The organism is Lampropedia hyalina DSM 16112 (assembly GCF_900129055.1).
GTDB classification, from domain to species: Bacteria; Pseudomonadota; Gammaproteobacteria; order Burkholderiales; family Burkholderiaceae_C; genus Lampropedia; species Lampropedia hyalina.
Genome location: NZ_FQUZ01000001.1, coordinates 105,527 through 118,971 on the forward strand (window position 1 = coordinate 105,527; position 13,445 = coordinate 118,971).

Below are 13,445 nucleotides of genomic sequence, written 5' to 3' on the forward strand. Positions count from 1 at the left end.
CAGGCCAACGATCTTCCATGAATCACTTTCTCAAACGTCTGATGACCCGCTCGGGCATCCTCGCTGCCAGCATGGTGCTGACGGCACAAGCCTGGGCCATCGAGCCATTCACCGTGCGCGACATCCGCGTCGAGGGCCTGCAACGCGTGGAAGCGGGCACCGTGTTTGCCTCCCTGCCGCTGCGGGTGGGCGAGCAGTACAGCAACGACAAGGCCGCCGCCTCCATCCGTTCGCTGTTCGCGCTGGGTCTGTTCAACGACGTGCGCATCGAGGCCGATGGCGACGTGCTGGTGGTCGTGGTACAGGAACGCCCGGTGATTGCCAACGTGGAATTCGTCGGCACCAAGGAATTCGACAAGGCCGCCCTCACCAACGCCATGCGCGACATCGGCCTGGCCGAAGGCCGCCCATTCGATCGCTCGCTGGCCGACCGCGCCGAGCAGGAACTGGCCCGCCAGTACCTGGGCCGCAGCTACTACGGCTCCACGGTCGTCACCACCGTCACGCCCATCGAGCGCAACCGTGTCAATCTCACCTTCACCGTGGTGGAAGGCGACCTGGCCAAGATCGGGGAAATCCGCTTCACCGGCAACCACGCCTTCAGCGAATCCACCCTGCGGGGCCTGCTGGAGCAGGACACTGGCGGCTGGCTGAGCTGGTACACCAAGTCCAACCGCTACTCCCGCGCCAAGCTCAATGCCGATCTGGAAACCATCCGTTCCTACTACCTGGAACGCGGCTACCTCGACTTCAAGATCGACTCCACGCAAGTCGCCATCTCGCCGGACAAGCAAAGCATCTCCATCACCGTCAATGTCAGTGAGGGAGCGCAACTGGCGGTCTCCGCCATCCGGCTCGAAGGCAACTATCTGGACCGCGACGACGAATTCAAGTCGCTGGTGCGCATCCGCCCCGGCCAACCCTACACCGAATCGCAGGTCACCGAGACCACCCAGGCATTCAGCGAGCATTTCGGCAACTACGGCTATGCGTTTGCACGCGTGGAAGCCGTGCCTCGCATCAACCACCAGAACAACACCGTGGAGATCGTGCTGCGCGCCGAGCCGCAACGGCGTGTCTATGTGCGCCGCATCAACGTCACCGGCAATGCCAAGACCCGCGACGAAGTCATCCGCCGCGAATTCCGCCAGTTTGAAGCCGCCTGGTACGACGGCGAGAAAATCCGCCTCTCACGCGACCGCGTGGACCGCCTGGGCTACTTCACCAATGTGGAAGTGGAAATCCTGGACATTCCCGGCGCACCCGACCAGGTCGATCTGAGCATCGCCGTAGCCGAGAAGCCCACCGGCTCGCTGCAACTGGGCGCAGGCTACTCCAGTGCCGAGAAGCTCTCGTTCTCCTTCGGCATCCAGCAGGAAAACTTCATGGGAACCGGCCACTACCTCGGGCTGGACCTCAACACCAGCGAATACCGCCGCACCCTGGTGTTCAGCACCACCGATCCGTACTTCACCCAGTCCGGTGTCTCGCGCACGCTGGACGTGTACTACCGCACCGACAAGCCCTACGACAACATGCGCAGCAACTACTCGCTGATCACGGCCGGTGGCAGCGTACGGTTCGGAGTTCCGTTCAGTGAAATCGACACCGTGTACTTTGGCATGGGCGCAGAAAGCAACCGCATCAAGCCCGGCACCAGCATTCCCGCGTCCTACCTGCACTACGCCGATACCTACGGCTACCGCAGCAACTCCTTCCCGCTGACCATCGGCTGGGGCCGCGACAGCCGCGACAGCGCGCTGGCCCCGAATTCCGGACGCTACCAGCGTTTCAACTCCGAATGGTCGTTCACCGGCGATACCCGCTACATCAAGGCCAACTACCAGATTCAGCAGTATGTGCCGCTGACCAAGAAATACACACTGGCCTTCAACACCGAACTGGGCTGGGGCAAGGGCTTTGGCGACCGCCCATTCCCGGTCTTCAAGAACTTCTACTCCGGTGGTCTGGGTTCCGTGCGCGGCTTCGACCAGGGCACGCTGGGGCCACGCGACCTGATCGGCTCTTCGCTGGGCGGTACCAAGAAAATCACCCTCAACGCCGAATTCATCACCCCATTCCCCGGTGCGGGCAACGACCGCACCCTGCGCCTGTTCGCCTTCGTCGATGCTGGTAACGTATTTGGCGAGCACGAGGAAGTGCGCGCCTCCGACCTGCGCGCCTCCACCGGCCTGGGCTTGAGCTGGATTTCCCCCATGGGACCGCTGAGATTGGCCTACGCACACCCGATTCGCAAGCAGGCAGGAGATAGAATCGAAGAATTGCAATTCCAGATCGGCACCTCATTCTGAATTTGAAAGCCATGAAAAACACATCCCTGAAAATCACCTCTGCTCTCCTTCTTGCCAGCGCACTGGCTTGGGTTCCCGCCCATGCCCAGCAGTTCAAGGCCGGATTCGTGAACACCGACCGCATCCTGCGCGACTCCAACATGGCCAAGTCGGCCCAGACTCGCCTTGAGCAGGAGTTCTCGCGCAAGGAAAAGGAAATCACCACGCTGGCCAACAGCCTGCAAACGGCTTCCGAGCGTTTCGAGCGTGAAGCGACCACCCTGTCCGAGAGCCAGCGCACCCAACGCCAGCGCACCCTGCTGGAGCAGGATCGCGAACTGCAACGCAAACGCCGTGAGTTCCAGGAAGACCTGAACGCCCGCAAGACCGAGGAACTGTCGCTGGTGCTCGAACGTGCCAACGCCGTCGTGCAGCAAGTGGCCGAGCGCGAAAAATACGACGTCATCCTCCAGGAAGCCGTCTATGTGAACCCCGTTCACGACATCACCGACAAGGTCATCAACGCCCTGAACGCCAGCCGCTGATTCCCCGGAAGGAACGCGTGTGAGCACCACGACACTGGCAGACATTGTCGCGGCACTGGGGGGCGATCTGCACGGTGATGGGACGGCCATCATCGGGCATCTGGCGGCACTGGAAGATGCCGACCCCACTGCCATTGCCTTTCTGAGCAATCCCAGGTACACCTCGCAACTGGCGCAAAGCCAGGCGGGGTGTGTCATCGTCGCGCCTGCCGTCGAGGCAGCCGCCCGCGAGCGCGGGGCCTGCATCGTCACGCCCAACCCGTATCTGTACTTTGCCCGGCTGACCCAGTGGTGGCGGCAACGCCACCCGGTGCGAGGCACACCGGGCATCCATCCCAGTGCCGTGGTCGATGCCACGGCGCAAGTGCACCCCACCGCCAGCATCGGCCCGCTGTGCGTGGTCGAGGCCGGGGCACGCATCGGTGCCGACACCGTGCTAACCTCCCGCATCACCATCGGCTACGGCTGCACGGTGGGCGAGCGTTGCATCATCCACCCCGGTGCAGTCATCGGAGCCGATGGCTTTGGCTTTGCACAGGAGCAGGGGAAGTGGGTCAAGATCGAGCAGCTGGGCAACGTGCGCATCGGCAACGATGTCGAAATCGGGGCCAATACCTGCATCGACCGGGGCGCACTCAACGACACCGTGCTGGAAGACGGCGTGAAGCTGGACAACCTCATCCAGATTGCCCACAACGTACAGGTGGGCGCGCACACCGCCATGGCCGCCTTCGTCGGGGTATCGGGCAGCAGCACCATCGGTGCCCACTGCACGCTGGCAGGCGGTGCGGGCGTGAGCGGCCACCTGAACATCGTCGATGGTGTACACGTTTCGGCGCACACCGTCATCTCGCGCTCCGTCACCAAAAAAGGGCAGTACACCGGCCTGTACCCCTTTGAAGAGCACCGCGAATGGGAACGCAATGCCGCCTCGCTGCGGCAGCTCAACACCCTGCGCACCCGCATCAAGACGCTGGAGAAGGAACTGGCCGCGCTGTCATCGCAACTGCCATAATAAAAATGATGAACATCCATAAAATCCTGAAACTGTTGCCACACCGCTATCCTTTTTTGCTGGTGGACCGAGTTACCGAACTGGTGCTGGGTGAGCGCATCCGTGCCTATAAGAACGTCACCATCAACGAGCCATTTTTTACCGGGCACTTTCCCGGCAAGCCCGTGATGCCCGGCGTTCTGGTGCTGGAAGCACTGGCACAGGCCGCCGGCCTGCTCTCGTTCGAGACCATGGGCGAGGCTCCCGGCGACGACAAGGTGTTCTACTTCGTGGGCATCGACAATGCCCGCTTCAAGAAACCCGTGGTTCCCGGTGACCAACTGGTGCTGGAAGTGTCCATCGACCGCATTCGCGGGGGCATCCACAAGTTCAAGGGCGTGGCCAAGGTGGACGATCAGGTGGTCTGCGAGGCCGAGCTGATGTGCACCATGCGCCCCTTCGACACCGAGTAACCCCCTTCGCATCGAGTACCGGCCAGTGACCTCCATTCACCCGACCGCCATTGTCCATCCCGCTGCCACCCTGCACCCTTCGGTCAGTGTCGGCCCCTATGCCGTGATCGGCGAGCATGTGCGCATCGGCGCGAACTCGCGCGTCGATGCACACAGCGTCATCGAAGGCCATACCCACATCGGCGAAAACAACCACATCTTCCACCACGCGGCCATCGGCAATGTGCCGCAGGACAAGAAGTACGCGGGCGAGCCGACCGAGCTGCACATAGGCAATGGCAACACCATCCGCGAGTTCTGCACGCTGAATATCGGCACGGCGCAGGGCGGTGGCATCACCCGCGTGGGCGATGACAACTGGATCATGGCCTACGTCCACATTGCGCATGATTGCCAGGTGGGCAACCACACCGTCATGGCCAACAGCGTGGCACTGGCCGGGCATGTGCTGGTGGGCGACTGGGCGATCATCGGCGGACTGACGGGCGTGCACCAGTTCACCCGCATCGGGGCACATGCCATGATCGGCTTCTCCAGCCACGTCTCGCAGGACATCCCGCCTTTCGTGCTGGCCGGTGGCAACCCGTTGAGTGTGCGCGGCCTGAACGTGGAAGGACTGCGCCGACGCGGCTTCAGCAGCAACCAGATGGCCGCCATCAAGGCCGCCTACCGCGTCCTCTACCGCGAGGGCCTGAGCCTGGAAGCCGCCTGTGCCCAGTTGCAGGAAATGCAGGCCCAACTGGTACAGGGCGACGGCTGGGAAGACGTGCTGGCCATGCTGATGTTCCTCCAGCAGGCCGAGCGCGGCATTGCCCGCTGAATCGGCGGCCGCCCCTTCTTTCCCCCTTTTCACAACAGGCAGAATGGATATGGCGCAGGCTGGCGCAAATGCAGTGCCCCCCTCCCCGCTTTCGCCACGTTCCTCGCTGGACATGGCCATGGTGGCGGGGGAAGCCTCCAGCGACCTGCTTGCCAGCCTGCTGCTGCAAGGAGTGCGGCAACACTGGCCGCAGACGGCCATCCACGCCCACGGCATTGGCGGCACCCACATGCAGGCACAGGGCTTCAAGGCGCAATGGCCCAGTGAACGGCTGGCCGTGCATGGCTACAACTGGGAAGTGTTCAAGCGCGTGGCCGGGCTGCTGCGCATCCGCCGCACATTGGGCAACCAACTGCTGCACCAGCGACCCGATGTGTTCATCGGCGTGGATGCCCCCGACTTCAACCTGGGGCTGGAACAGCGTCTGCGCCAACACGGCATCAAGACCGTGCATTTCGTCTGCCCATCCATCTGGGCCTGGCGACCCGAACGCGTCCACGCCATCCGCCAGGCCGCCAGCCATGTGCTGTGCCTGTTTCCCTTTGAGCCAGCCCTGCTGGCAGAACATGGCATTGCCGCCACCTTCGTCGGCCATCCACTCGCCAACGTCATCCCGCTCCAGCCCAATGCCGCAGCGGCACGGCGGCAACTGCAATTGCGCGAAGATGCCCCGGTGCTGGCCGTACTGCCCGGCAGTCGCAGCAGTGAAGTGCAATACCTGTTGCCGCGTTTTCTGCATGCCGTGCAATGGCTGCTGAAAAAAATTCCCGAACTGCAAATCGTGCTGCCTGCCGTGCCTGCGCGGGAGGCCAGCATTCGCCAGCAGTTGCAGGCCAGCGGGCTGACAGGGCGCGTTCACCTGCTGCAAGGCCAGTCGCACCTGGCCCTGCAAGCCTGTGATGTCACGCTGATTGCCAGCGGCACCGCCACACTGGAAGCCGCCCTGTTCAAGCGACCGATGGTCATCAGCTACGCCATGCACCCGGCCAGCGCGTGGTGGATGCGGCGCAAGCAGATGCAGCCCTGGATCGGTCTGCCCAACATCCTGTTCCGCGACTTCGTCGTGCCCGAACTGTTGCAGAATGCCGCCACCCCCGAGGCCCTGGGACAGGCCGTGCTGGACTGGCTGGGCGAGGATGGCACCGCCCAGCAACGGCGCAGCACATTGCAGCGGCAATTCATCGAACTGCACCAGAGCCTGCAAGCCGATACCGCCCATGCAGCGGCACAGGCCATCGAGAAAGTGTTGAGCCATGACGCGCCCCTCTGAACAGCAGTGCTTCAAATGGCACGACCCGGCCTGCGCGCTGCTGGTCGCCGGAGTGGACGAAGCCGGGCGCGGCCCGCTGGCAGGCCCGGTGGTGGCTGCCGCCGTGATCCTGGACGACCTGCACCCGATTGCCGGACTGAACGACTCCAAGAAACTCACCGCCCGACGGCGCGAGCTGCTGAATGCCGAAATCCGCTCCAAGGCATTGGCCTTCTGCGTGGCCGAAGCCAGCGTGGAAGAAATCGACCGGCTCAACATCCTGCACGCCACCATGCTGGCCATGCAGCGCGCCGTGGCAGGGCTGCGCCTGAAACCGCGCCTGGTGCTGGTCGATGGCAACCGCCTGCCCGTGCTGCCCGTGCGTGCCGAAGCCATTGTGGGCGGCGATGCGAAGGTGGCAGCCATCTCTGCGGCCTCCATCCTCGCCAAAGTCCACCGCGACCACTGGTGCGAGCGCGTCGATGCCGAGTTTCCGCAATATGGCTTTGCCATCCACAAAGGCTACGGCACCGCCGTCCACTTGCAGGCACTGCAAACGCACGGAGCCTGCCCCTACCACCGCGCCAGCTTTGCCCCGGTGCGGCAGGCACTGGCCCGGGAGCCGGGTTAAGAACGTGGTTACGATCTCGGGGCCATGCTGTTCAGTCCAGAAAAGCACCCGTCATTCCCGCGAAAGCGGGAATCCAGCAGCAAGGCATCCCATTGAGAAGCAAGCTGTTCTTTTGATACGTCGTCACTGGATTCCGGGTCAAGCCCGGAATGACGGTGCTACTGGTGCCGCATTGCCCTTAGATCGTAAACACGTTCTAAGGAAGGCCCACAAAACCCGTCGGCATACCGGGTGCAACGCGGGTATTCCCTGATCGGCCCATGCTGGGCAGGAGCGGCACACCGCCGGTTCTCGGCTATGCTGGTGCGGCTCTGTTGTGCTTTTCCCCTACTGCCATGCCCACCTCCACTCCTCCCCCATCTTCTGCTTCACTGCGTTCGACCCAAGCCATGCTGGTCGCGCTGGTCAGTGGCTTTGCGCTGAGTCAGGCCTACCGCACGGTGGCGGGGCTGCTGTCGGTCCCTTTGCAAGCCGACTTCGCGCTGTCGGCGAACGCGCTGGGGGTGATTTTTGGCGCGTTCCATTTTGCGTTCGGTGGCATGCAGCTTCTGATGGGGCTGTGCATCGACCTGTTCGGTATCCGCCGCACGATTCTGATGGCATTCCCGCTGACCGTAGTGGGGGCCATTCTGTCCGGGCTGGCACAGTCACCGACCGGGCTGACCGTGGGGCAGGCCTTGATTGGCATTGGCTGTTCGCCCGCGTTCATTGTCTGCACGGTGTTCATTGCCCGCCATTTCCCACAGGAACGGTTTGCGGCCATGTCGGGCTTTGCCATGGGTCTGGGCGGTCTGGGGCTGATCTTCACCGGAACCCCGCTGGCATGGCTGGTGGAAGTGCTGAACTGGCGATGGGGATTCTTCAGCCTGGCACTGCTGAGCGCGCTGGCATGGCTGCTGATTTTCTGGCGGGTGTTCGAGCCAACACCCGCCACCACGGCAGGCGACAGCGCGCCACCAGCCAGCAAGCCCTCGGTAGGTCAGGCCCTGCTGGGCTATGTGGACTTGCTCAGGATGCGCCAGACCGCCGGGATTCTCGCCCTGGTATTCGTGGTGTATGCGTCCTTCATCACGTTGCGGGGGCTGTGGCTGGGGCCGTTTCTGGTGGAGCGGTTCGGGCAGTCGCTGGTGTTCAGCGGCAATGTCGCGCTGGTGCTGTCGGTCATTTCGATGTTCAGCCCTTCGCTGTTTGGCCGCTTCGATCCCGGCAATGCCCGTCGCCGCCGCTGGCTGCCGGTGATTCCGGGGTGCATGGTGCTGTGTTTTCTGGGGCTGGCCTTTTCGCAGCATCTGGGGATGAGCATCGCGCTCATCATGGCCGTGGCGATTTTCATGGGCAGTACCATCTGGCAGTATGCGAATGTGCGCCATGCCTACCCGGTGGAGATGGCCGGGCGGGCAATGGCCCTGTTCACCATGTTCATGTTTCTGGGCGTGGCCTTCATGCAGTTTCTGACCGGGCAAACCGGCGCGTTACTGCCAACGGGCGACCGCTACACCACGGTGTTCTGTGTGATGGCCGTCATGGTGGGCATGGGCACGCTGGCCTATATGCTGCTGCCCCAGACCACAGCCCCGACGGCCCCAACGCCTGCGGCACAGTGATGACGGCAGAGGTCATCAGCCTTCCAACGCCGACCACCGCTCCAGTGCGTGCAGCAGGGCCTCCTCGATATCCTCGGCACGCTGTGCCAGTGCGGTGGCACGCTGCACGTCGCGGCTGTAGAGGCTGCCATCGGCCAGTTGGGCATGGATTTGCTGCTGTTCCTGCTCCAGTGCGTCGATGCGGGCCGGCAGTTCTTCCAGTTCGCGCTGTTCCTTGTAGCTGAGTTTGCGCTTGCGGTTTTCAGGGGCGGATGTGGCGGTGCTGGCAAGGGCTGCTGCCGGTGCTGACTTGACAGAGCGGGCGGCCTTGTCCTGTTGTGCCTGCTGGGCCTGTTGAGTGGCCTGGGTACGTTGCGATTGCAGCAGCCAGTCCTGCACGCTGCCATCGTACTCGCGCCACAGGCCCTGCCCTTCGGCGGCAATGATCTGGGTGACGACGTTATCGACGAAGGCACGATCGTGGCTGACCAGAAACACCGTGCCATCGTAGGTTTGCAGCAGTTCTTCCAACAGCTCCAGCGTTTCCATGTCGAGGTCGTTGGTGGGTTCGTCCAGCACCAGCACATTGGCCGGACTGGCGAACAACCGCGCCAGCAGCAGGCGGTTGCGCTCCCCGCCAGAGAGCGATTTGACGGGCGACAGGGCGCGGCGCGGCGAGAACAGAAAATCTCCCAGATAGCTCTTGACGTGCTTGCGCTGGTTGCCGATCTCGATCCACTCGCTGCCGGGGCTGATGAAGTCTTCCAGCGTGGCCTCGGGGTCGATGGCTTCGCGCATCTGGTCGAAATACGCCACTTGCAGATTGGTGCCGCGCCGCACCGTGCCGCTGTCCGGCTCCAGTTCGCCCAGAATCAGCTTGAGCAAGGTGGTCTTGCCCGCGCCATTCGGCCCCAGCAGGCCAATCTTGTCGCCACGCAGAATGGTGGTGCTGAGATCGCGGATCAGCACCTTCTCGCCAAAGGACAGGCTGACGTTCTGCAATTCGGCCACGATCTTGCCGCTGCTGGCTCCGCTGGCAATTTCCATGCGCACATTGCCCACGGCATTGCGCCGCTGGGCGCGTTGCGTGCGCAGTTGCTCCAGCCGTGCAATGCGGCTCTGGCTGCGCGTGCGCCGCGCTTCCACGCCCTTGCGAATCCACACCTCTTCCTGCGCCAGCAACTTGTCGGCCTTGGCGTTTTCCACCAGCTCCTGCGCCAGTTGCTGCTCTTTGTGCTGGCGGTACTGGCTGTAGTTGCCGGGGTAGCTGCGCAAGATGCCGCGATCGAGTTCCACCACGCGGGTGGCAATGCTGTCGAGAAAGGCGCGGTCGTGGGTAATGACGACGATGCTGCCCGCAAACTCGCGCAGAATGCCTTCCAGCCAGGCAATCGAATCCAGGTCCAGATGGTTGGTGGGTTCGTCCAGCAGCAACAGGTCTGGCTGTGTCACCAGGGCCTGAGCCAGGGCCACGCGCTTCTTGTTGCCGCCCGACAGCGTGCCCACCGTGGCAGCGCGCTCCAGGTGCAGGCGTTGCAGGGTTTCTTCCACGCGCTGCTCCCAGTTCCAGCCGTCCACGGCCTCGATGCGGGTTTGCAGCGCGTCCAGATCGGTGCCTTCGTGCGCGTTCAGATAGGCTTCGCGCAGTTGCATGACTTCCTGCAAGCCCGCCGCCACCGCATCGAAGATGCTGGCATCGGGGTCGAGGTCTGGCTCCTGCGGCACATAGGCCATGCGCACGCCATTCTGGAGGTGCACGGTGCCATCGTCGGCGTATTGCAGCCCCGCCATGATTTTCAGCAGGGAACTCTTGCCCGCGCCGTTGCGGCCAATCAGGGCAATGCGTTCGTTGGCCTCGACGGAGAAATCCGCGTGGTCGAGCAGGGCAGCATCGCCAAAGGCAAGCTGCATATTGAGCAGGGTAATCAGAGCCATGCCCGCGATTATGCGCATTTGCCACTGCCATGCGGCTTTGGCGAGCAACCATCCATGGCGGTCATCCCCTGTTTTTTTGCAAAACCTATGGAAAACCCCTAGATAAAAACCCTAATGGTTTTCAGGCACTGCTGCTACCATTTCACCCGCACAAAAAAGTGAAACAGGGTGTTGCCTTGCCACCCGCTTCGGCGGTCGGCATGGATGCGTCCTGATTTCCCAGTATCCAAGGACGACAATCAAAAGGACGACTCCATGCCCACCTTCGACCGCATCCAGTACCCTGGCTTCCAGGACAAGATCATGACGGCAGAACAGGCCGCCGCACTCATCCCCGAACACGCCAACGTCGGCATGAGTGGCTTCACCGGCTCCGGCGCGCCCAAGGAAGTGCCGCTGGCACTGGCCAAACGCATCGAAGAGCTGCACGCACAGGGCAAGGAATTCAAGATCGGCCTGTGGACGGGCGCATCCACCGCCCCGGAAATCGATGGCGCGCTGGCCAAGGTCAATGGCATAAACATGCGCATGCCCTACCAGTCCGACCCGATTGCCCGCCAGCGCATCAACGAAGGCAGCATGCAGTATTGCGACATCCACCTGTCGCACGTCGCACAGTTCGTCTGGTTTGGCTTCTACGGCAAGCTGAACGTGGCCGTGGTGGAAGTGACCGGTGTCCTGCCCGATGGCCGCCTCATCCCCTCGACCTCGGTGGGCAACAACAAGACCTGGCTGGAGCAGGCCGACATGATTATTCTGGAAGTCAATGACCGCCAGAGCATGGGTCTGGCCGGCATGCACGACATCTACTACGGCACCGACCTGCCCCCCAGACGCAAACCCATCCCGATGGTCAAGCCCAGCGACCGCATCGGCGAACCCTACCTGCGCTGCGACCCGAACAAGGTGATTGCCGTCGTGCCCACGCACAAGTCCGACCGCAACTCCCCGTTCAAGCCAGCCGATGCCGAATTCGTGCAGATCGCCGGACACCTGATCGAATTCTTCGAGCACGAGGTGAAAAAAGGCCGCCTGCCCGCCAACCTGCTGCCGCTGCAATCGGGCGTGGGCAACATTGCCAACGCCGTGCTGGCCGGTCTGAACAAGGGGCCATTCGAGAACCTCACCGCCTACACCGAAGTGTTGCAGGACGGCATGCTGGAGATGCTGCGCACCGGCAAGCTGGCCAGCGCATCGGCCACCGCCTTCTCGCTCAGCCCCGAGGCGGAAAAGGAATTCACCGAAAACATCGACTTCTACCGCGACAAGGTCGTGCTGCGCCCGCAGGAAATCAGCAACCACCCGGAACTCATCCGCCGCCTGGGGCTGATCGCCATGAACGCCATGATCGAGGCCGACATCTACGGCAACGTCAATTCCACCCACGTCATGGGTTCGTCCATCATGAACGGCATCGGCGGCTCGGGTGACTTTGCGCGCAACGCCTACCTGTCGATCTTCATGGCCAAGTCCAGTGCCAAGAAAGGCGACATCTCCTGCATCGTGCCGATGGTCTCGCACACCGACCACACCGAACACGACGTGCAGATTCTGGTGACGGAACAGGGCCTGGCCGACCTGCGTGGCCTCTCGCCCAAGCAGCGCGCCAAGGTCGTCATCGAAAACTGCGCCCACCCCGACTACCGCCCCATGCTCAAGGACTACTACGAGCGCGCCCTGAAGACCGCTCCCGGCAAGCACACCCCGATGCTGCTGGACGAAGCCCTGTCGTGGCACCAACGCTTCAACGACACCGGCAGCATGAAGCCCTGAACGGGCGGCAAGATGCCTGCATCGCTTGATTGAGAAAAAGCCACCTGCGTTACCACAGGTGGCTTTTTTGCATCATCTCAAGACGATTCTGGCGATGCTTTCTTTTTCATCCTCACGATAGCCCCGGCTTCCCTGGGCAGGCATTTTCAGCGAAACAAAAAGCAAGTTGCCATCGGGACTGATGTCCAGGCTGTTGGGGATGCCACCGAGTGGAACCTCTTTTTTCAACGTGTAATCGTTTCCATCGAAAATGGACACCGTGCCGGATGATCGATTGCTGGTATAGATTTCATTGCGCAATGGGTTATAGGCCACATCCAGGGTATTCTTGCCGGAAGGCACGACTTTCAGCAACTGACCCGTTTCAGTGCTGAAGACCAGCAAATCGCCGTATTTGTAATCGGCGGCAAAAAGCCTTTGCCCCTTGCTGTCCACCGCCAGATTGATGAGGAATCGCTCGGACTTATCCTTGATATGGAATCGGTCGATCCATTTCCCTTTAGAGGCATCAATCACATTCCATGCACCGTTGCCACCCGTGTAGACGCGCTTCTTTTCTGCGTCGTACGCCAACCCGATGCTGTTGCGCACATGAATGACATCCCGAATGGCAAGTGTCTTGCCATCAATCGCCCAAACAATTCCGCTGGGCGACACCCCGCCGACATAAACAGTATTGGTGTCCTCTGCCACCACGATCTGCCTTGGACGCACCAGACCACCGCGCTCATCCTCACGCACCAGTTGCACGCTGCCCTGTATCTGACCCGTGTGCGTATCGAATGCGCTGATCATGTTATCCACCGTGTGGCCGATGTAAACGATGCCGGTTTTGCGGTTGATGGCCAGCCCAAAGGCCTGCTTGGGGGTGGCAATGGGCTGGGTCTGCTGCAACCGGATGGGATCTATCTCCAGAAGCTTGCCAGCGTCGTCGCGCTCCTTGCCTGCTGCACTGACGTAGATAGGGCCACGGTAGGTGGAGACGATTTCATACAGCCCGGCTTCCAGCACGGTTTCAATGACTGTGGGCAAAGCCTCGGTTGATTCAGGGCTTGCTGACGGCTGGGCATGGTGAAAATCGCCTGCACATCCGACCAGCCATGCCGACAGAATGCCAAAAGCCATAAAGTGTTTGATGGTGTTCATGATTT

Annotated in this window: 11 protein-coding genes; 9 read left to right on the plus strand and 2 right to left on the minus strand. The window is 62.1% G+C overall.

What is annotated here, in order from left to right; translation table 11 throughout:
* Positions 1-17 precede the first annotated feature (17 nt).
* The 8 genes from bamA to BUE21_RS00450 all read left to right on the plus strand — a co-directional run bounded on the left by bamA (position 18) and on the right by BUE21_RS00450 (position 8,607).
* A complete protein-coding gene (bamA, locus tag BUE21_RS00415) occupies positions 18-2,312 on the plus strand; it encodes an outer membrane protein assembly factor BamA (protein ID WP_073353299.1) in 2,295 nt (764 codons plus the stop codon).
* Positions 2,313-2,323: 11 nt separating this feature from the next.
* Entirely contained in the window at positions 2,324-2,836 is a 513-nt protein-coding gene (locus BUE21_RS00420) for an OmpH/Skp family outer membrane protein (protein WP_073353518.1), read from the plus strand.
* A 19-nt stretch (positions 2,837-2,855) separates the two neighbouring features.
* Positions 2,856-3,851, plus strand: coding sequence for a UDP-3-O-(3-hydroxymyristoyl)glucosamine N-acyltransferase (gene lpxD / locus BUE21_RS00425; RefSeq protein WP_084522579.1), 996 nt, complete (start codon positions 2,856-2,858; stop codon positions 3,849-3,851).
* 5 nt (positions 3,852-3,856) lie between these two features.
* Positions 3,857-4,303, plus strand: coding sequence for a 3-hydroxyacyl-ACP dehydratase FabZ (fabZ, locus tag BUE21_RS00430; protein WP_073353301.1), 447 nt, complete (start codon positions 3,857-3,859; stop codon positions 4,301-4,303).
* Positions 4,304-4,328: 25 nt separating this feature from the next.
* Positions 4,329-5,123, plus strand: coding sequence for an acyl-ACP--UDP-N-acetylglucosamine O-acyltransferase (gene lpxA, locus BUE21_RS00435; RefSeq protein WP_073353303.1), 795 nt, complete (start codon positions 4,329-4,331; stop codon positions 5,121-5,123).
* 112 nt (positions 5,124-5,235) lie between these two features.
* Positions 5,236-6,393, plus strand: a complete 1,158-nt coding sequence (gene lpxB / locus BUE21_RS00440) for a lipid-A-disaccharide synthase (RefSeq protein WP_268767810.1) — start codon at positions 5,236-5,238, stop codon at positions 6,391-6,393.
* The gene (gene rnhB, locus BUE21_RS00445; protein ID WP_073353306.1) at positions 6,377-7,003 is read left to right on the plus strand and encodes a ribonuclease HII; all 627 of its coding nucleotides are present in this window, start codon (positions 6,377-6,379) and stop codon (positions 7,001-7,003) included. The genes lpxB and rnhB overlap by 17 nt, the downstream gene beginning before the upstream one ends.
* Positions 7,004-7,338: 335 nt before the next feature.
* Positions 7,339-8,607 (plus strand): MFS transporter, encoded by a 1,269-nt coding sequence (locus BUE21_RS00450; RefSeq protein ID WP_073353308.1) that lies wholly within the window; start codon positions 7,339-7,341, stop codon positions 8,605-8,607.
* Between the two features lie 15 nt (positions 8,608-8,622).
* Here the strand turns inward: BUE21_RS00450 and BUE21_RS00455 are convergent, their stop codons facing one another.
* Complete coding sequence (locus BUE21_RS00455) at positions 8,623-10,521, minus strand: ATP-binding cassette domain-containing protein (protein WP_073353523.1); 1,899 nt, start codon at positions 10,519-10,521, stop codon at positions 8,623-8,625.
* Between the two features lie 255 nt (positions 10,522-10,776).
* Here BUE21_RS00455 and BUE21_RS00460 point away from each other — a divergent pair, with 255 nt between their 5' ends.
* On the plus strand, positions 10,777-12,294 hold the full coding sequence (locus BUE21_RS00460) for an acetyl-CoA hydrolase/transferase family protein (RefSeq protein WP_073353525.1): 1,518 nt from the start codon (positions 10,777-10,779) through the stop codon (positions 12,292-12,294).
* Positions 12,295-12,366: 72 nt separating this feature from the next.
* Here the strand turns inward: BUE21_RS00460 and BUE21_RS00465 are convergent, their stop codons facing one another.
* On the minus strand, positions 12,367-13,440 hold the full coding sequence (locus BUE21_RS00465; RefSeq protein WP_073353310.1) for a YncE family protein: 1,074 nt from the start codon (positions 13,438-13,440) through the stop codon (positions 12,367-12,369).
* Between the last annotated feature and the right edge of the window lie 5 nt (positions 13,441-13,445).